Source organism: Pseudomonas sp. B10(2017) (assembly GCF_002113295.1).
In the GTDB taxonomy this organism is placed as follows: Bacteria; Pseudomonadota; Gammaproteobacteria; order Pseudomonadales; family Pseudomonadaceae; genus Aquipseudomonas; species Aquipseudomonas pudica.
Window position 1 is genome coordinate 42,953 of sequence record NZ_NEJU01000019.1, and the last position, 19,160, is coordinate 62,112.

Genomic DNA, 19,160 nt, shown 5'->3' on the forward strand with positions numbered 1-19,160 from the left:
ATGTAGGGGTTTACTGAATGAACCTGGGCAATTTCGCTAGACGATTGCCCGCCCTGCAAGGGGGCGCCACCCCCCTAAAAAAAAACACCCCGCCAAGGCGAGGTGTTTTCATGCAAGGCAGTTTGCGCTGCCTGAATATCGCTTAGTGAGACACGGCCCCACTGGCACCCAGGCCAGTCTGCGAACGCACGAACTGCGGGAAGAACAGCGCACGTTCGTCTTCGGCAGCCTTGGACTTGTCGGTGACCGAGAAGAACCAGATACCGACGAAAGCGATCAGCATCGAGAACAGCGCTGGGTACTCGTACGGGTAGATCGGCTTCTCGTGGCCGAGGATCTGCACCCAGATGGTCGGGCCGAGGATCATCAGTGTCACCGCACTCACCAGGCCCAGCCAGCCGCCGATCATGGCACCGCGAGTGGTCAGCTTCTTCCAGTACATCGAGAGCAGCAGTACCGGGAAGTTGCAGCTGGCCGCGATGGAGAACGCCAGGCCGACCATGAAGGCGATGTTCTGCTTCTCGAACAGGATGCCCAGGCCGATCGCCAGTACGCCCAGGGCAACGGTGGTGATCTTCGAAACGCGGATCTCGTCCTTGTCGTTGGCCTTGCCCTTGCGCCATACACTGGCGTACAGGTCGTGGGACACCGCTGAGGCACCAGCCAGGGTAAGGCCGGCAACCACCGCCAGGATGGTGGCGAAGGCAACAGCCGAGATGAAGCCGAGGAACACGCTGCCACCCACGGCGTTGGCCAGGTGTACTGCTGCCATGTTGTTGCCACCCAGCAGGGCGCCAGCGGCGTCCTTGAAGTCCGGGTTGGTGCTGACCAGCAGGATGGCGCCAAAGCCGATGATGAAGGTGAGGATGTAGAAGTAGCCGATGAAGCCGGTGGCATACAGCACGCTCTTGCGCGCTTCCTTGGCGTCACTGACGGTGAAGAAGCGCATCAGGATGTGCGGCAGGCCGGCGGTACCGAACATCAGCGCCAGGCCCAGCGAGAACGCCGAGATCGGGTCCTTGACCAGGCCGCCCGGGCTCATGATCGCCTCGCCCTTGGCGTGCACCTTGATCGCTTCGGAGAACAGGGTGTTGAAGTCGAAGCCCACGTGCTTCATCACCATCAGCGCCATGAAGCTGGCACCGGACAGCAGCAGCACGGCCTTGATGATCTGTACCCAGGTGGTGGCCAGCATGCCGCCGAACAGCACGTACAGGCACATCAAGATACCCACCAGGATCACGGCCACGTGGTAGTCCAGGCCGAACAGCAGCTCGATCAGCTTGCCGGCACCGACCATCTGCGCGATCAGGTAGAACGCCACCACCACCAGCGAACCGGAGGCCGACAGGGTGCGGATTTCCTTCTGCCCGAGGCGGTACGAGGCCACGTCGGCGAAGGTGTACTTGCCCAGGTTGCGCAGACGTTCGGCGATCAGGAAAAGGATGATCGGCCAGCCGACCAGGAAGCCGATCGAGTAGATCAGGCCGTCGTAGCCAGAGGTGAACACGAGTGCGGAAATACCCAGGAACGAGGCGGCCGACATGTAGTCACCGGCAATTGCCAGGCCGTTCTGGAAGCCGGTGATCTTGCCACCGGCGGCGTAGTAGTCCGACGCCGACTTGTTGCGCTTGGAGGCCCAGTAGGTGATGCCGAGGGTGAAAGCGACGAAGGCCACGAACATGGCGATCGCGGAAACGTTCAGCGGTTGCTTCTGCACCTCGCCGGTCAGGGCATCGGCGGCCCACACGGCGGGTGCGAAGGCTCCGCAGGCCAGTACGGCCAGGGCTTTGGCGTGGCGAATCATTGTTGCGCCTCCTTCAGGATGGCCTTGTTCAGCTCATCGAATTCGCCGTTGGCGCGGCGGACGTAGATGGCGGTCAGGACGAATGCCGAGACGATCAGACCGACGCCCAGGGGAATGCCCCAGGTAATCGATGACTCAGGGCTGAGCTTGGTGCCCAGGATCTGAGGACCGTAGGCGATCAGGAGGATGAAGGCGCAGTACAGGCCGAGCATGATCGCCGAGAGAATCCAGGCGAACCGTTCGCGTTTGGTGACCAGCTCCTTGAAGCGGGGGCTGTTTTGTATCGAGAGGTAAATGCTGTCGTTCATTGTTTTTGTCCTAGCAGCACAGATAGGGGTGGAACCCACGACCCTTACTTTATGCGGCTATCGGACGCCAACCAGACGACCTTAGTCTTAGATGCAACGGTGTTTTACCGATTGCGTAACAAAGTGATGGCCCATTCGCGGGCACGCCCGCTCCCACAGGAACTGCACCAGCTTCAAGGGCAGCGAAAATCCTGTGGGAGCGGGCGTGCCCGCGAAACAGCAAAACTGGCCCTGACAGGTTGTTACTTGCCAGTCCACTCCTTCACGCGGTCAGGGTGCTTGGCCACCCAGTCCTTGGCCGCCGCTTCAGGCTTGGCGCCTTCCTGGATAGCCAGCATCACTTCGCCAATCTCGTCCTTCGACTGCCAGCTGAACTTCTTCAGAAACTCCGCCACTTCCGGGGCCTTGGTCGCCAGTTCCTTGCTGCCGATGCTGTTAACGGTTTCCGCGGCGCCATACACGCCTTTCGGGTCTTCGAGGAACTTCAGTTTCCACTTGGCGAACATCCAGTGCGGTACCCAGCCGGTCACCGCGATCGACTGCTGCTTGGCGTAGGCACGGCCCAGTTCCGCAGTCATCGCCGCGCCAGAGCTGGCCTGCAGCTTGTAACCGGTCAGGTCGTAGTCCTTGATGGCCTGGTCGGTCTTGAGCATCACGCCGGAGCCTGCGTCGATGCCGACGATTTTCTGCTTGAAGGTGTCGTCGGTCTTGAGGTCGGCGATGCTCACTGCCTTGACGTACTCGGGGACGATGAGGCCGATCTTGGCGTCCTTGAAGTTCGGGCCGTAGTCGACCACGTTGTCCTTGTTCTTGGCCCAGTACTCGCCATGGGTCACCGGCAACCAGGCCGACAACATGGCATCGAGCTTGCCGGTTGCCACGCCCTGCCACATGATCCCCGTGGCCACGGCCTGCAACTTCACGTCGTAGCCGAGCTTCTGCTTGATCACTTCGGCGGCCACGTTGGTGGTCGCAACGCTGTCAGCCCAACCGTCCACGTAGCCAATGCTGACTTCTTTGGCCATTGCCTGTGCCGCACTCATGGCCAGTACCATGGCGGTGCCCACACCCAGGAAACGTCGCATTCTTGTAATAGCAGCCATCAAAGCATCCCCTCGTCAGGTCTCGGAATTTGCATCATCGTCCTGCAACAATAGTCGACCTGCTCCAGCTACGACCTGTAGCCGCCCCATATGCGACAGCACTATGCCATTAGCGCCATCAGCCTGCGCCGACCTGCGCGATCCTTGCATGCCAAAGGTTTGGCGCCGGGCTACTATCTACCCTTTTGCGCCTGACGATGGACCGCCCGATGCCCAGTTCTACCCGCCTGCTGCTGCCGTTGTACCTGCTTGCATGCCTGCTCTCCATACTCGGGCTCGGAGGCCTGTGGTACGGGCTTGGCAAGCCGGTGCACCTGCCCGACGCGGCCAGCCCGACGCACAAGCTGCAATGCGCCTCGTACACCCCGTTCGACAAGGACCAATCGCCCTACGACCAGCCGTTGCGCCTGCGTCCGGCCCGCATGGACGCCGACCTGGCATTGCTGGCCGAGCGTTTCCAGTGCATCCGTACCTATTCCCAGACCGGTCTTGAGGCAATCCCGGCGCTGGCGCGCAAGCATGGCCTGAAGGTGATGCTGGGTGCCTGGGTCAACGCCCACCCGGCCGACACAGAGAAAGAAATCGAGCTGCTGATCGCCACCGCCAATGCCAACCCCGACGTGGTCAGCGCGGTGATCGTCGGCAACGAGACGCTGCTGCGCAAGGAAGTGACCGGCGCGCACCTGGCCACGCTGATCGCCCGGGTGAAAAACCAGGTCAAGGTGCCGGTGACCTACGCCGATGTGTGGGAATTCTGGTTGCAGCACCCGCAAGTGGCGCCTGCGGTGGATTTTCTGACTATCCACCTGCTGCCTTACTGGGAAGACGACCCGCGTGGCATCGACGAAGCCCTGGCCCACGTTGCCGATGTGCGCCGGGTGTTCGGCACGCGCTTCGCGCCGAAGGACGTCCTTATCGGCGAAACCGGCTGGCCCAGCGAAGGCCGACAGCGCGAAACCGCGGAGCCCAGCCGGGTCAATGAGGCGCGCTTCATTCGCGGGTTCGTGGCCATGGCCGAAAGCAACGGTTGGCACTACAACCTGATCGAGGCGTTCGACCAGCCATGGAAGCGCGCCAATGAAGGGGCGGTCGGCGGTTACTGGGGGCTATACGATGCCGACCGGCAGGACAAGGGCGTGCTCGAAGGGCCGGTGAGCAACCTGCCTTACTGGCCGCAGTGGTTGCTGGCCAGTGCCATGCTGATGGTGCTGATGCTGATGCTTGCCGGGCGCCCCGCCACCCCGACGGCGGCCATGCTGCTGCCGTTGCTGGCGGCGTTTGGGGCAGGCTGTCTGGGGCTTTGGGGCGAGCTGATGCGTACCCATGCGCGCTTTGCCGGGGAATGGCTGTGGGCGGTGCTGCTGGCGGGGCTGAACCTTCTGGTGCTGGCCCATGCCGTGCTGGCCCTGGCACGGCGCACGGGCTGGCGCGAGCGCCTGTACGCCTGGCTGCAGGCGCGAGCCGGTTGGCTGTTGCTGGCGGCGGGTTTTGCCGCGGCGGTGAGCATGCTGGCGATGGTGTTCGACCCACGCTATCGCAGCTTCCCCAGCGCAGCGTTGGCGTTGCCGGCGCTGGTGTTTGCACTGTGGCCGGTGCGTGCACGGCGGGCGGAGGTGGCGTTGCTGGCGTTCATCGTCGGTGCCGGGGTGGCGCCGCAGTTGTTTGTGGAGGGGCTGGAGAACCAGCAGGCCTGGGGGTGGGCAGTAGTCAGTGTGCTGATGACCGCGGCCTTGTGGCGGAGCTTGCGCCTGCGCCCGGCCTGATATCCTTGGGACCGCTTCGCGCTCCATCGCAGGCAAGCCAGCTCCCACAGGAGTTATGCTGCCTATGAAATCGGCGCGGTCCCTGTGGGAGCTGGCTTGCCTGCGATGGGCCGCAAAGCGGCCCCTTTCAGCCTTACTCCGGCGACCTGACCAACCGCAACCCCGCCAGCACCAGCGCGAACACGGCAATGCTGGCGGTATACAGCACCAGTGCCGGCACCGCGAACACCAACGCAACCACTGCCAGCCACCAGCCGCCACGCCCGGCAACTACCTGCGCCAGCAGCGCCAGCCCCAGCCCGCCCCAGGCCATCACCTGATGATGAATGCCCAGTCCCAGCAACGACCGTACCTCACACTGCCAGTACGTCGCCGGCGCCGTGCACAGCCCCACCCACTGCCCGTCCTCCATCAGCCCGTAGCGCACGCCATAACTGGCAGCAAGCCAAAGCCCCAGAAACAGCACAAGCAGCGCAGCCGGCAGCGAACGAGACATCCAGTTCTCCAATAGCGGAAATCGAAAGCATCCATGATCGCTTATGCACAGTTGTAAGGCAAAATCACAGCCCTGCAGCTATGTTGCAGATAACAAGCACACCAAAGACCACCGCGCCTGGCAACTTTGCCCGTCCCGTTGTGGTCCTAGCCTGCACACCGCTCGACCTTGCGTTCTTTTGGGGGATTACATGCTTCGATCTTTGCGCCTCGCTGCTTTGCTCGGCGGCCTGCTCATGGCTGTGGCCGCTTCGGCGCGGGATATCGACGCCGCAAGTTATGGCTACCCCTTGACCAACCCGTTCGAGGCAACCATTGCCACCACTCCACCGGACCAGCGCCCCACGCTGCCCGACGACGACGAAATCAGCCAGTCCGATTACAGCCTCAACCTGCGCCCGGACCGTGAGTTCACCCTGCCCGACAACTTCTGGGCAGTGAAGAAGCTCAAGTACCGCCTGGCTCGCCAGGACCACGAGGCGCCGCTGATCTTCATCATCGCCGGCACCGGTGCGCCCTACACCAGCAGCATCAACGAATACCTGAAAAAGCTGTTCTACCAGGCCGGCTTCCACGTGGTGCAGCTGTCCTCGCCCACCAGCTACGACTTCATGAGCGCCGCTTCGCGCTTTGCCACCCCAGGCGTCAGCCAGGAGGATGCCGAAGACATGTACCGGGTAATGCAGGCCGTACGCGCCCAGCACCCACGCCTGCCTATCAGCGAGTTCTACCTCACCGGCTACAGTCTGGGCGCACTCGACGCTGCCTTTGTCAGCCACCTGGACGAAACCCGCCGCAGCTTCAACTTCAAGCGCGTGCTGCTGCTGAACCCTCCGGTCAACCTGTACACCTCGATCAACAACCTGGACAAGCTGGTGCAGACCCAGGTCAAGGGCATTGACCGCAGCACCACCTTCTACGAGTTGATGCTGGCCAAGCTGACTCGCTACTTCCAGGAAAAGGGCTACATCGACCTCAATGAAGCCCTGCTGTACGACTTCCAGCAGTCGCGCCAGCACCTGTCCAACGAGCAGATGGCCATGCTGATCGGCACCTCGTTCCGCTTCTCGGCGGCCGACATTGCCTTTACCTCCGACCTGATCAACCGCCGCGGCCTGATCATTCCGCCGAAGTTCCCTATCACCGAGGGCAGCAGCCTCACGCCGTTCTTCAAGCGTGCCTTGCAGTGCGACTTCGACTGCTACATGACCGAGCAGGTCATCCCCATGTGGCGTGCCCGCACCGACGGCAACAGCATCCTGCAACTGGTCAACCAGGTCAGCCTGTATGCGCTGGAGGACTACCTGAGCAGCAGCGACAAGATCGCCGTGATGCACAACGCCGACGACGTCATCCTCGGCCCTGGCGACATCGGCTTCCTGCGCAAGGTGTTCGGTGAGCGCCTGACCCTTTACCCCCATGGCGGCCATTGCGGCAACCTCAATTACCGCGTCAACAGTGACGCCATGCTGGAGTTCTTCCGTGGTTAACAAACTCCTCTTCGCCACTGCCCTGTTCGCCGCCGGCCAGGCCCTGGCCGCCGAAACCGCCCCTCGGGCCAGCGTGATCGAAGCCGACCCGCAAGTCACCGAAGCACCACTGGCACCCGAGGCCGATGGTTTCGTCGACCCGCTGCGAGAGCTGAAATTCAACCCGGGGCTGGACCAGCGCGAGTTCGAGCGCTCCACACTGCAAGCGCTGAACGTGTACGACCCGCTGGAGTCGATCAACCGGCGCGTCTATCACTTCAACTACCGCCTGGACCAATGGGTGCTGCTGCCGATGGTAAGCGGCTACCAGTACGTCACCCCGCGCTTCGTGCGCACCGGGGTGACCAACTTCTTCAACAACCTGGGCGACGTGCCGAACCTGTTCAACAGCGTGTTGCAGTTGAAGGCCAAGCGTTCGGCGGAGATCACCGCGCGGCTGATGTTCAACACCATCATCGGCGTGGGTGGGCTGTGGGACCCGGCGACCAAGATGGGCCTGCCGCGGCAAAGTGAAGACTTTGGCCAGACCTTGGGCTTCTATGGCGTACCGGACGGGCCATACCTGATGCTGCCGGTGCTGGGGCCGTCGAACCTGCGCGATACCACCGGGCTGGTGGTGGATTATGCAGGCGAACAGGCGATCAACTACCTGAACGTGGCCGAAGCCAGCAGCGACCACCCGGAAATTTCCGTACTGCGCGTGGTGGACAAGCGCTACAGCACCAAATTCCGCTATGGCCAGCTCAACTCGCCGTTCGAGTACGAGAAGGTGCGGTACGTGTATACCCAGGCGCGCAAGTTGCAGATAGCCGAGTAAGCCGATCCGGCCCTATCGCCGGCAAGCCAGCTCCCACAGGTCCTCCCAATGCCCGGGCTTTCGGTGGTCCTGTGGGAGCTGGCTTGCCGGCGATAGGGCCATGACAGGCAACCTCAAATCCCCAGGAACTGGCAAAGCTCCCGCTTCTTGGCCAAGGCATCCTTTCGCCCCAGCTCGATCAGCTCGCTGCAATAACTGGCCTCGAACAGCAAATAGCTCAACACCCCCGCCCCGCTGGTACGTGTCGCCCCCGGCCCGCGCAGGAACATGCGCAAGGCCGCCGGCAACTCGCGCCGATGCCGCGCGGCAATCTCGTCCAGCGGCTGACTGGGCGCCACCACCAGCACGTCGATTGGCGCCAGGCCCAGGCGCCGGGCATCCAGGTGTGCTGGCAACAGGTGGCTCAGGTGGTTGAGGCGCTGCAGTAGCTCGATGTCGTCTTCGAGGCTGTCAATGAACGTGCTGTTGAGCATGTGCCCGCCGATCTGCGCCAGGCTCGGCTGCTGCCCGCTGAACACCCGCTGGGTCGGCAATGGTGGCGCCGGCCGCTGAGGGTTGCCACTGACCCCGACTACCAGTACACGGCTGGCACCCAGGTGCAGGGCCGGGCTGATCGGTGCCGACTGGCGTACCGCGCCATCACCGAAATACTCGTCACCCAGCCGCACCGGGGCGAACAGCAGCGGGATGGCCGCGCTGGCCAGCAGGTGGTCGATGGTCAACGGCGTGGGCATGCCGATGCGGCGGTGGCGCAACCAGGCTTCGATGGTGCCGCGCCCCTGATAGAAGGTCACCGCCTGGCCGGATTCGTAGCCAAAGGCGGTCACTGCGACGGCGCGCAGTTGCTCGGCGGCCAGGGAGCGGGCGATGCCGTCCAGGTTCAGGTGCGCCTGCAGCAAGCCGCGCAATGGGCTGCTGTCCAGCAGCGCCACTGGCGCCGGGCCGCCCACGCCCAGCAGGTTATGGGCGACGAAGCGGCTGGCCTGGCGGACCACACCCGGCCAGTCGCTACGGATGACCAGGTGGCTGCGGAAGTTCTGCCAGAAGGCGGTGAGCCGTTGTACGGCGTCGCTGAAATGGGTGGCGCCACTGGCCAGGGTGACAGCGTTGATGGCACCGGCGGAAGTGCCGACGATGACCGGGAACGGGTTGTGCGCGCCAGCGGGCAGCAGCTCGGCGATGCCGGCCAGCACGCCGACCTGGTAGGCAGCGCGGGCGCCGCCGCCAGAAAGGATAAGACCGGTTACCGCGGGTGGGGCCATAGGAGTCCTTCCTGGGGTTGGTGTGCTGTCAGTGCCGGCCTATTCGCGGTTAAACCCGCTCCCACAGGTACTGCACAGCCTTCAAGGCCGGTGGAGAACCTGTGGGAGCGGGTTCACCCGCGAATAGGCCGGCACAGACAAAATAAATCAGCGCTTCTTCTTGTCATACAGCCGCGGCTCCCCTTCGGGCCGCGACTTGAACCGGCGGTGCGCCCAAAGGTACTGCTCGGGGCATTCGCGCAACACGCTTTCCACCCACTGGTTGATGCGCAGGCAGTCAGCCTCTTCGCTCTCCCCGGGGAAGTTTGCCAGCGGCGGGTGGATCACCAGGCGATAGCCGCTGCCATCCTCCAGGCGCTTCTGGGTGAACGGAATTACCTGCGCCTTGCCCAACCGGGCAAACTTGGTGGTGGCAGTCACCGTCGCCGCCGGGATGCCGAACAGCGGCACGAACAGGCTCTGCTTGGCGCCGTAGTCCTGGTCCGGTGCGTACCAGATCGCCCGGCCCGAACGCAGCAGCTTGAGCATGCCGCGCACGTCCTCGCGCTCCACCGCCAGCGAGTCGAGGTTATGCCGCTCGCGGCCGCTGCGCTGGATGAAGTCGAACAGCGGGTTGCCGTGCTCGCGGTACATGCCATCGATGGTGTGCTGCTGGCCCAGCAGCGCGGCGCCGATTTCCAGGGTGGTGAAGTGCACCGCCATCAGGATGGCCCCCTGCCCCGCCTGCTGGGCGGCCTGCAGGTGCTCCAGCCCCTCGACATGGGCCAGGCGCGCCAGCCGGGCCCTGGGCCACCACCAGCTCATGGCCATTTCGAAGAAGGCGATACCGGTGGAGGCAAAGTTGGCCTTGAGCAGGCGCTGCCGTTCGTCGACCGACAGCTCCGGGAAGCACAGCTCCAGGTTGCGCGCGGCGATGCGCCGCCGCTCACCGGCAAAGCGGTACATCACCGCTCCCAGCGCGGCACCGACTTTCAACAGGACCCGGTACGGCAACTGGACCACCAGCCACAGCAGGCCCAGGCCTAGCCACAGGCCCCAGAAACGTGGGTGAAGGAAATAGGGACGAAAACGCGGGCGTTCCATTGAAGCTTCCGGAAAGACAAAGGCCGCGCATTCTACAACGGATCAGCGCATGTTGCGGGCAACCGGTCTTATCGTTATAAGTCAGGGCACTTTTTTCGCAACAAGCCGTCTATGCAGACCATGAGCCCAAACCACACACCCGACACCGCCTCCGTGTTCCAGCTCAAGGGCAGCATGCTCGCCATTACAGTGCTGGAACTGGCGCGCAATGACCTTGAAGCCCTCGACCGCCAACTGGCGGCCAAAGTCGCCCAGGCACCGAACTTCTTCAGCAACACGCCGCTGGTGCTGGCGCTGGACAAGCTGCCGGCCGACGAGGGGGCAATCGACCTGCCCGGCTTGATGCGGATCTGCCGCCACCACGGCCTGCGTACCCTGGCCATCCGCGCCAACCGCATCGAGGACATCGCCGCCGCCATCGCCATCGACCTGCCGGTGCTGCCGCCATCCGGAGCGCGCGAACGGCCGCTGGAGCCCGAACCCGAGGTGAAGAAGCCCGAGCCGGCCCCTGTCCCGCCGCCAATCCTCGAACCCGAGGTGCGCCCGACCCGCATCATCACTTCGCCAGTACGTGGCGGCCAGCAGATCTACGCCCAGGGCGGCGATCTGGTGGTGACCGGTTCGGTCAGCCCGGGGGCGGAACTTCTGGCCGATGGCAACATCCATGTGTACGGCGCCATGCGCGGCCGCGCTTTGGCCGGCATCAAAGGCAATACCAAGGCACGTATCTTCTGCCAGCAGATGACCGCCGAAATGGTTTCCATCGCCGGCCAGTACAAGGTATGTGAAGACCTGCGCCGCGACCCGCTTTGGGGCACCGGCGTGCAAGTCAGCCTGTCTGGCGACGTGTTGAACATCACCCGTCTTTAACGGATACTTGCCAGCATTTTTAGTGCAACTTTTCCTACCGTTGCCATTTATTTGTATTTTTGCAGGGACTTGTGTCCCGATTATTTTAGGGGTGAAACACCTTGGCCAAGATTATCGTGGTTACTTCCGGCAAGGGGGGTGTGGGCAAGACCACCACCAGCGCCGCCATTGGTACCGGCCTCGCACTGCGTGGCCACAAGACCGTCATCGTCGACTTCGACGTGGGCCTGCGTAACCTCGACCTGATCATGGGCTGCGAACGCCGCGTGGTGTACGACTTCGTCAACGTGGTCAATGGCGAAGCCAACCTGCAACAGGCCCTGATCAAGGACAAGCGTCTCGAGAACTTGTACGTGCTGGCCGCCAGCCAGACCCGTGACAAGGACGCGCTGACCCAGGAAGGCGTGGAAAAGGTCCTGATGGAGCTGAAGAAAGACTTCGATTTCGTCATCTGCGACTCGCCTGCCGGTATCGAGAAAGGCGCACACCTGGCCATGTACTTTGCCGACGAAGCCGTCGTGGTCACCAACCCCGAGGTATCCTCGGTACGTGACTCCGACCGCATGCTGGGCATCCTGTCGAGCAAGTCGCGCCGCTCCGAGAACGGCGAAGAGCCGATCAAGGAACACCTGCTGATCACCCGCTACCACCCGGAGCGCGTGGAAAAGGGCGAAATGCTGAGCATCGCCGACGTCGAAGAGATCCTGGCGATCAAGCTCAAGGGTGTGATCCCCGAGAGCCAGGCAGTGCTCAAGGCTTCCAACCAGGGTATCCCGGTCATCCTCGACGACCAGAGCGATGCCGGCCAGGCCTATAGCGATACCGTCGACCGTCTGCTGGGCAAAGAAAAGCCCCTGCGGTTCATCGAAGTGCCGAAGCAAGGATTCTTCGCGCGCCTGTTTGGAGGCAAGTAAACCATGAACCTTTTTGACTTCTTTCGTGGCAGACAGAAAACTACCAGCGCGTCGGTAGCGAAAGAGCGTCTACAGATCATCGTGGCGCACGAGCGCGGCCAACGCAGCGAACCGGACTACCTGCCAGCGCTGCAGAAAGAACTGCTGGAAGTGATCCGCAAGTATGTGAACATCGGCAACGATGATGTGCATATCGAGCTGGAAAACCAGGGTAGCTGCTCGATTCTGGAGCTGAACATCACCTTGCCGGATCGCTGATTTCGCGACCAGGCCTGGATCATTGGGGCTGCTTTGCAGCCCATCGCCGGCAAGCCAGCTCCCACAGTGTTCGCGCTGTACCTGTGGGAGCTGGCTTGCCGGCGATGGGCCGCAAAGCGGCCCCAGTGTTTTCCCCGATATAACCGAGACCAAGCAATGCCGCTGTCCAACATCCAGATCCTGCACGAAGACGCCGCCATCCTGGTGATCAACAAACCGACCCTGTTGCTGTCGGTACCCGGCCGCGCCGAGGACAACAAGGACTGCCTGATCACCCGCCTGCAGGAAAACGGCTACCCCGACGCCTTGATCGTGCACCGCCTGGACTGGGAAACTTCCGGCATCATCCTGCTGGCCCGGGATGCCGACAGCCATCGCGAGCTTTCGCGCCAGTTCCACGACCGCGAAACCGAAAAGGCCTACACCGCGCTGTGCTGGGGCCAGCCGGCGCTGGACAGCGGCAGCATCGACCTGCCGCTGCGCTACGACCCGCCGACCAAGCCACGGCATGTGGTGGACCACGAGCAAGGCAAGCATGCGCTGACCTTCTGGCGCATCGTCGAGCGCTGCGGTGACTACTGCCGGGTAGAGCTGACACCGATTACCGGGCGTTCGCACCAGTTGCGCGTGCACATGCTGTCGATCGGGCACCCGCTGCTGGGCGACCGGCTGTATGCCAACCCCGAGGCATTGGCTGCCCACGAGCGGCTGTGTCTGCATGCCTCGATGCTGAGCTTTACCCACCCGGTGTCCGGGGAGCGGATGAAGTTCGAGTGCCCTGCGCCTTTCTGAATTTGTACAGCCTGTACCGGCCTCTTCGCGGGCGAGCCTGCGAAGAGGCAGACACAATTTGTCGACCTAATACGCTAAACTCGCGCCACTGCTGTCTGGAGTGAGCTATGCGCGACGCACTGAATTCTGGCCTTATCGACTTCCTCAAGGCCTCCCCCACGCCCTTCCACGCCACCGCCAGCCTGGCCCAGCGCCTGGAAGCTGCCGGCTACCAGCGCCTGGACGAGCGCGACAGCTGGGCCACAGTGCCTGGCGGTCGCTACTACGTCACCCGTAACGACTCGTCGATCATCGCCATCAAGCTGGGCAAGCAGGCACCGTTGCTGAACGGTATCCGCATGGTCGGCGCCCACACCGACAGCCCGTGCCTGCGGGTCAAGCCGCAGCCCGAGCTGCAGCGCCAGGGCTTCCTGCAACTGGGCGTCGAAGTGTATGGCGGCGCCCTGCTGGCGCCCTGGTTCGACCGCGACCTGTCGCTGGCTGGCCGGGTCACCTACCGCCGTGACGGCAAGGTCGAAAGCCAGCTGATCGACTTCAAGCTGCCGATCGCAGTCATCCCCAACCTGGCAATCCATCTCAACCGCACCGCCAACGAAGGCTGGGCGATCAACCCGCAGAACGAGCTGCCGCCTATCCTGGCCCAGGTAGCGGGTGACGAGCGCATCGACTTCCGCGCCCTGCTCACCGAGCAACTGGCCCGCGAGCACGAGCTGATCGCCGATGTGGTGCTGGATTACGAGTTGAGCTTCTACGACACCCAGGACGCCGCGCTGGTCGGCCTGAACGGCGACTTCATCGCCGGTGCGCGCCTGGACAACCTGTTGTCGTGCTACGCCGGCCTGCAGGCCCTGCTGGCCGCCGACAGCGACGAAACCTGCGTTCTGGTGTGCAACGACCATGAAGAAGTCGGCAGCTGCTCGGCCTGTGGCGCCGACGGCCCGATGCTGGAGCAGACCCTGCAACGCCTGCTGCCGGATGGCGACGCCTACGTGCGCACCATCCAGCGCTCGCTGATGGTGTCGGCCGACAACGCCCACGGCGTGCACCCCAACTACGCTGACAAGCACGACGGCAACCACGGGCCCAAGCTCAACGCCGGGCCGGTAATCAAGGTGAACAACAACCAGCGCTACGCTACCAACAGCGAAACCGCCGGGTTCTTCCGCCACCTGTGCATGGCCGAGGAAGTGCCGGTGCAGAGCTTCGTGGTACGCAGCGACATGGGCTGTGGCTCGACCATCGGGCCGATCGCGGCCAGCCACCTGGGCGTGCGTACGGTGGATATCGGCTTGCCGACCTTTGCCATGCATTCGATTCGCGAGCTGTGCGGCAGCCATGACCTGGCGCACCTGGTGAAGGTGCTGAGCGCCTTCTACCGTTGCCGCGAGTTGCCTTGATGCCTTGATGCAAGCAGGCCTGGCCTCTTCGCGGGCTCGCCCGCTCCCACAAGATCATCACAGCATTCAAGGTCTGTGCAGTAACTGTGGGAGCGGGCATGCCCGCGAAGAGGCCGGGCCTGCTCAAGGTCAATCCCGCTTCGCCTGCTACCCGCTATGCTTGTTACATGGCCCCACTGCAAAAGGATTGCTGTCCATGTCCCCGTTCCTGTCCCTGTTCGTGCCGGTGTTCCTGTTCCTGATGCTGCTGACCATCGGTTTCAGCCTGCGCGAACGCAATATCGGCGTTGTGATGATGTGGGTCGGCACACTGGGTATCTTTGGCCTCACCTGCTGGAAAATCCTGGAGCAACTGCCGTCGTGAACCTCTACACTCGGCCAATCGTTTGACCTGAGGTAGTTTTGCCAGTGCCTGCCCTCCTGCGTTGCCTGCTCCTGCTGCTGTTTCTGTTTGTCACCCCGCTACAGGCTGCGGGCCTGCCAGGCCTGCTTGGTGGCAGCGCGCCCGCGCAGCCAGAGGCCAGCGAACCGCTGGGCAAGTCGCTGGACGAGGTGATCAAGAACCTGGAAAACGACCAGCAGCGCGCCAAGCTGCTGGCCGACCTGAAAAAGCTGCGCGACGCCACCAGGCAATCGCAGCCCACCGTCGAGCAGGGCGTGCTCGGCCTGATCGGTGGCGCCCTGCATGACTTCGAAAAACAGTTCAGCGGCGATGCCAGCCCGTTCCATCGCTGGGCCGCGGAAATCGAACAGGCCCAGGCCGAATTGACCGAGTTGATGGTGCCAGTGCACCAGTGGCCGGCCATTCTGTTCGGCTTTGCCGCCGTCATTGCCGTCTGGAGCGTGCTGGCCTACGCCTTCAACTGGGTCGGCCACCGGGTACGCCTGCGCTTTGGCCTGAGCGAAGAATTGCCGCAACACCCGCGCACCTGGGACCTGGTGCGCTTTGCCCTGCGCAAGCTGGGCCCGTGGCTGGTGGCGCTGGTGTTCACCGTGTACCTGAGCTTCGTGCTACCGCCATCGCTGGGCAAGTCCCTGGCCATGGTGCTGGCCTACGCACTGGTGGTCGGCACCTGCTTCTCGGCCATCTGCGTGATCGCCTTCTCGCTGCTCGACGGCCCCCACCGCCACCGCGCCCTGTACATCCTGCGCCACCAGGCGTTCCGCCCGCTGTGGCTGATCGGCAGCTTCGCCGCGTTTGGCGAAGCGATGAGCGACCCGCGCCTGATGGTTGCCCTCGGCACCCACCTGGCCAACGCCCTGGCCACCCTGGCCAACGTGATTGCAGCGCTGTGCACCGGGCTGTTCATCCTGCGCTTCCGCCGCCCGATTGCCCACCTGATCCGCAACCAGCCGCTGTCACGGCGCCTGACCCGGCGCACCCTCAGCGACACCATCGAGATCCTCGGCAGCTTCTGGTTCGTGCCAGCACTGATCCTGGTGGCGATTTCGCTGTTCGCTACCTTCATCTCGGCCGGCGACACCAGCACCGCCCTGCGCCAGTCGCTGATGTGCACGGTGCTGGTGGTGGTTTGCATGGTGCTCAATGGCCTGGTACGCCGTCACGCCGCCAACCCCAAGCGCGCCAACAAGCGCCAGGCTGTGTACGCCGAGCGCCTGCGCAACTTCGGTTACCTGCTGGTGCACCTGTTCATCTGGCTGGTATTCATCGAGCTGGGGCTGCGCGTGTGGGGCCTGTCGATGATCAGCTTCGCCGAAGGCGAAGGCCACGACATAAGCGTGCGCCTGCTGGGCCTGGCCGGTACGCTGATCGTCGCCTGGCTGGTGTGGATCCTTGCCGACACCGCCGTGCACCACGCACTGGTGCGTTCGCGCCGGGGCCTGGCCAACGCCCGCGCGCAAACCATGATGCCGCTGATCCGCAACGTGATGTTCGTGGTCATCTTCATCATCGCGGTGATCGTCGCCCTGGCCAACATGGGCATGAACGTCACCCCACTGCTGGCGGGCGCCGGTGTGATAGGCCTGGCCATCGGTTTTGGTGCACAGTCACTGGTGGCCGACCTGATCACCGGGTTGTTCATCATCATCGAAGACTCGCTGGCCATCGACGACTACGTGGATGTGGGCGGGCACCTGGGCACGGTGGAGGGGCTGACCATCCGTACCGTGCGCCTGCGTGACATAGACGGCATCGTGCATACCATCCCGTTCAGCGAAATCAAGAGCATCAAGAACTACTCCCGAGAGTTCGGCTACGCGATCTTCCGCGTGGCGATCCCGCACAGCATGAACATCGACCAGGCGATCACGCTGATTCGCGAAGTGGGGCAGAAGCTGCGCAACGACCCGCTGATGCGCCGCAACATCTGGTCGCCGCTGGAGCTGCAGGGGGTGGAGAGCTTCGAGTCGGGGTCGGCGATCTTGCGGGCGCGGTTCAAGACTGCTCCGATCAAGCAGTGGGAAGTGTCGCGGGCGTTCAACCTGGCGCTGAAGCGGCAGCTGGATGAGGCCGGGCTGGATTTGGCGACGCCGCGGTTGTCAGTGCAGGTAGTGACTGCCAGTTCCTCCAGTTAGGGCCTCTTCGCGGGTGAACCCGCTCCCACAAGTACTATGCAAAGGCTGAAACCTGTGCGGTCGCTGTGGGAGCGGGTTTACCCGCGAAGAAGCCAACATTTCATCCAGCCTGGGCGCGGATGCGGATGGCATCATGCCGCCAATACTCCAGGTCACAGTCGATCAGGTGCCCATGCTGGTCACTGTTGACACGGGTGATATGCAACCCCGGGCTTCCCGTCGACACCTTCAAGGCACTGGCCGCCTCCACCGGCAACGCCGTCGGCAAGATCTCGAAGCACACCTGCCCATACCGGATGCCATACACCCGTCCATAAATCTCGGTCAGCGACTGGGCCAGGTCCTGTTCGAGTATCTCCGGAAAGTACCGGGGGTTGAGGTAGTGCTCGGCATACAGCACCGCCCGCCCATCGATCCGCCGTAACCGGCAGATACGTACCACGCTGGACAACGCAGGCAACTGCAAGCGCGCACAGATGGCCGCCGAGGCCGGCTGCAGCCGCGCCGACAACAGTTCGGTACTGGGCACCCGCCCCTGGTCGCGGACCATGGCATGGAAGTGGCTGCGCTCGATCAGGTCGTAGGTCAACCGTTCGGGCGCGACGAACCAGCCGCGACGCTCTTCGCGGTAGATCAGCCCCTGCGCTTCCAGCTGCACCAGCGCCTCACGCAGGGTAATGCGCGTGGTATCGAACACATCGCTGAGCTTGCGCTCGGCCGGCAGCTTGCCGCCCGGCGCCAGCAGGCCGTGCTCGATCTGCTCCTGCAGGGCGTGACAGATGGCTGTTACCGCACGCGGTGGCATCGACTGCATCAAAGGTTACCTATCTGGACTAGTCCAGCCCCAGAACAGGGCACTTGGAGAATAGTGCAAGCCTAGGCAGGGCTGATGAACATCCTGTGACAAAGGCTTTCGCCAGACACTGCCAGAAACGCGCCAAGCCAGCAGAACCGGGGCGGCTCCGTGGTCTACGCTGTAGCTTCAGGGCCTTCATCGGCCCTTCCTTACATCAAACTGTCACGCAAGCAGCCTACCTTGGCTCAAGGTTTGCTGACCTAGACCAACGGTCACCAGTCAACGGCTTCACTCATAACAACCATCGCTAAAGGCACCCACCCAAGGAGCTTCGGATGAAAAAGTTGTTCATGGCGTCACTGCTCGGTTCGGCCATCGCTCTGTGTACCACGGCCATGGCCGCCGACACCGACCTCAAGGCCCTGGAAGAAGCCGCCCGCAAGGAAGGCAACGTCAACAGCGTGGGCATGCCAGATGCCTGGGCCAACTGGAAAGGCACCTGGGAAGACCTGGCCAGCAAGTACGGCCTCAAGCACAGCGACACCGACATGAGCTCGGCCCAGGAAATCGCCAAGTTCGAAGCCGAGAAGGACAACGCCAGCGCCGACATCGGCGACGTGGGTGCCGCCTTCGGCCCGATCGCCGTGAGCAAGGGTGTGAGCCAGCCGTACAAGCCGAGCACCTGGGATCAGGTGCCGGAATGGGCCAAAGACAAGGACGGCCACTGGGCGCTGGCCTATACCGGCACCATCGCCTTCATCATCAACAAGGACCTGGTCAAGGAAGGCGAGCGGCCAACGACCTGGCACGACCTGGAAAAAGGCAAGTACAAGGTTGCCATCGGTGACGTCGGCACCGCTGCCCAGGCCGCCAACGGCGTGCTGGCAGCGGCTATCGCCTACAAGGGTGACGAGAGCAACCTGGCACCGGGCCTGCAACTGTTCACCAAGCTGGCCCAGCAGAAGCGCCTGTCGCTGGCCAACCCGACCATCCAGACCCTGGAAAAGGGCGAGGTAGAGGTGGGCGTGGTGTGGGACTTCAACGGCCTGAGCTACCGTGAACAGATCGACCCCAAGCGTTTCGAAGTGCTGATCCCGTCGGATGGCTCGGTGATCTCCGGCTATACCACCATCATCAACAAGTACGCCAAGCACCCGAATGCGGCCAAGCTGACGCGTGAATACATCTTCAGCGACGCCGGGCAGATCAACCTGGCCAAAGGGCATGCGCGGCCGATCCGTGCCGAGCACCTGAAGCTGCCGGCCGATGTGCAGGCCAAGCTGCTGCCCAACGAACAGTACAAGGCTGCACTGCCGATCAAGAATGCCGAGGCCTGGGAAGCGAGCTCGAAGAAACTGCCGCAGATGTGGCAGGAGCAGGTGATCATCGAGATGGAGTAAGGGGCTATCTTCTGTAGCGCCTGAACAGGCCTCATCGCCGGCAAGCCAGCTCCCACAGGTACCCCAC

Annotated in this window: 18 protein-coding genes; 11 read left to right on the forward strand and 7 right to left on the reverse strand. The window is 63.2% G+C overall.

Going from position 1 to position 19,160, the window contains the following annotated elements; all coding sequences use genetic code 11:
• Positions 1–142: 142 nt before the first annotated feature.
• From CAF92_RS20600 to CAF92_RS20610, 3 genes are all read right to left on the reverse strand, one after another.
• Positions 143–1,807 (reverse strand): cation acetate symporter, encoded by a 1,665-nt coding sequence (locus tag CAF92_RS20600; RefSeq protein WP_013971432.1) that lies wholly within the window; start codon positions 1,805–1,807, stop codon positions 143–145.
• Positions 1,804–2,115 (reverse strand): DUF485 domain-containing protein, encoded by a 312-nt coding sequence (locus tag CAF92_RS20605; protein WP_003260090.1) that lies wholly within the window; start codon positions 2,113–2,115, stop codon positions 1,804–1,806. Before CAF92_RS20605 ends, CAF92_RS20600 begins: the two co-directional genes overlap by 4 nt.
• Positions 2,116–2,357: 242 nt before the next feature.
• Entirely contained in the window at positions 2,358–3,218 is an 861-nt protein-coding gene (locus CAF92_RS20610; RefSeq protein WP_046616715.1) for a glycine betaine ABC transporter substrate-binding protein, read from the reverse strand.
• A gap of 197 nt (positions 3,219–3,415) precedes the next feature.
• Between CAF92_RS20610 and CAF92_RS20615 the strand changes: the two genes are divergently transcribed.
• Complete coding sequence (locus CAF92_RS20615) at positions 3,416–4,981, forward strand: beta (1-6) glucans synthase (RefSeq protein WP_085601815.1); 1,566 nt, start codon at positions 3,416–3,418, stop codon at positions 4,979–4,981.
• Positions 4,982–5,114: 133 nt separating this feature from the next.
• On the opposite strand, the gene CAF92_RS20620 is transcribed toward CAF92_RS20615, so the two are convergent.
• Positions 5,115–5,477 carry a hypothetical protein gene (locus CAF92_RS20620; protein WP_046616717.1) on the reverse strand — a complete coding sequence of 121 codons (363 nt, stop codon included), beginning with the start codon at positions 5,475–5,477 and terminating at the stop codon, positions 5,115–5,117.
• Between the two features lie 190 nt (positions 5,478–5,667).
• Between CAF92_RS20620 and CAF92_RS20625 the strand changes: the two genes are divergently transcribed.
• Positions 5,668–6,966: a serine/threonine protein kinase gene (locus tag CAF92_RS20625; RefSeq protein WP_046616718.1), complete on the forward strand. Its 1,299-nt coding sequence runs from the start codon at positions 5,668–5,670 to the stop codon at positions 6,964–6,966.
• Positions 6,959–7,783: a VacJ family lipoprotein gene (locus tag CAF92_RS20630; protein ID WP_080958529.1), complete on the forward strand. Its 825-nt coding sequence runs from the start codon at positions 6,959–6,961 to the stop codon at positions 7,781–7,783. Before CAF92_RS20625 ends, CAF92_RS20630 begins: the two co-directional genes overlap by 8 nt.
• Before the next feature lie 113 nt (positions 7,784–7,896).
• Here the strand turns inward: CAF92_RS20630 and CAF92_RS20635 are convergent, their stop codons facing one another.
• Positions 7,897–9,045: a patatin-like phospholipase family protein gene (locus CAF92_RS20635; protein ID WP_085601789.1), complete on the reverse strand. Its 1,149-nt coding sequence runs from the start codon at positions 9,043–9,045 to the stop codon at positions 7,897–7,899.
• A 147-nt stretch (positions 9,046–9,192) separates the two neighbouring features.
• Positions 9,193–10,128 carry a lipid A biosynthesis lauroyl acyltransferase gene (locus tag CAF92_RS20640; protein ID WP_046616720.1) on the reverse strand — a complete coding sequence of 312 codons (936 nt, stop codon included), beginning with the start codon at positions 10,126–10,128 and terminating at the stop codon, positions 9,193–9,195.
• A gap of 111 nt (positions 10,129–10,239) precedes the next feature.
• Here CAF92_RS20640 and minC point away from each other — a divergent pair, with 111 nt between their 5' ends.
• From minC to CAF92_RS20670, 7 genes are all read left to right on the forward strand, one after another.
• Complete coding sequence (gene minC / locus CAF92_RS20645; RefSeq protein ID WP_025338069.1) at positions 10,240–10,998, forward strand: septum site-determining protein MinC; 759 nt, start codon at positions 10,240–10,242, stop codon at positions 10,996–10,998.
• 101 nt (positions 10,999–11,099) lie between these two features.
• Positions 11,100–11,912 (forward strand): septum site-determining protein MinD, encoded by an 813-nt coding sequence (minD, locus tag CAF92_RS20650; RefSeq protein ID WP_013971423.1) that lies wholly within the window; start codon positions 11,100–11,102, stop codon positions 11,910–11,912.
• Positions 11,913–11,915: 3 nt separating this feature from the next.
• A complete protein-coding gene (gene minE, locus CAF92_RS20655; protein ID WP_025338068.1) occupies positions 11,916–12,170 on the forward strand; it encodes a cell division topological specificity factor MinE in 255 nt (84 codons plus the stop codon).
• A 156-nt stretch (positions 12,171–12,326) separates the two neighbouring features.
• Positions 12,327–12,962: an RluA family pseudouridine synthase gene (locus tag CAF92_RS20660; RefSeq protein WP_085601790.1), complete on the forward strand. Its 636-nt coding sequence runs from the start codon at positions 12,327–12,329 to the stop codon at positions 12,960–12,962.
• 107 nt (positions 12,963–13,069) lie between these two features.
• On the forward strand, positions 13,070–14,359 hold the full coding sequence (locus CAF92_RS20665) for a M18 family aminopeptidase (protein WP_039614573.1): 1,290 nt from the start codon (positions 13,070–13,072) through the stop codon (positions 14,357–14,359).
• A 196-nt stretch (positions 14,360–14,555) separates the two neighbouring features.
• Positions 14,556–14,723 carry a hypothetical protein gene (locus CAF92_RS27495; protein ID WP_173015136.1) on the forward strand — a complete coding sequence of 56 codons (168 nt, stop codon included), beginning with the start codon at positions 14,556–14,558 and terminating at the stop codon, positions 14,721–14,723.
• Between the two features lie 44 nt (positions 14,724–14,767).
• On the forward strand, positions 14,768–16,897 hold the full coding sequence (locus CAF92_RS20670) for a mechanosensitive ion channel family protein (protein ID WP_085601791.1): 2,130 nt from the start codon (positions 14,768–14,770) through the stop codon (positions 16,895–16,897).
• Positions 16,898–16,997: 100 nt separating this feature from the next.
• Here CAF92_RS20670 and CAF92_RS20675 read toward each other — a convergent pair whose 3' ends face one another.
• Positions 16,998–17,711, reverse strand: coding sequence for a UTRA domain-containing protein (locus tag CAF92_RS20675; RefSeq protein WP_085601792.1), 714 nt, complete (start codon positions 17,709–17,711; stop codon positions 16,998–17,000).
• A gap of 317 nt (positions 17,712–18,028) precedes the next feature.
• On the opposite strand from CAF92_RS20675, the gene CAF92_RS20680 reads away from it, so the two are divergent.
• Positions 18,029–19,093 carry an ABC transporter substrate-binding protein gene (locus tag CAF92_RS20680; RefSeq protein ID WP_085601793.1) on the forward strand — a complete coding sequence of 355 codons (1,065 nt, stop codon included), beginning with the start codon at positions 18,029–18,031 and terminating at the stop codon, positions 19,091–19,093.
• Positions 19,094–19,160: the final 67 nt, after the last annotated feature.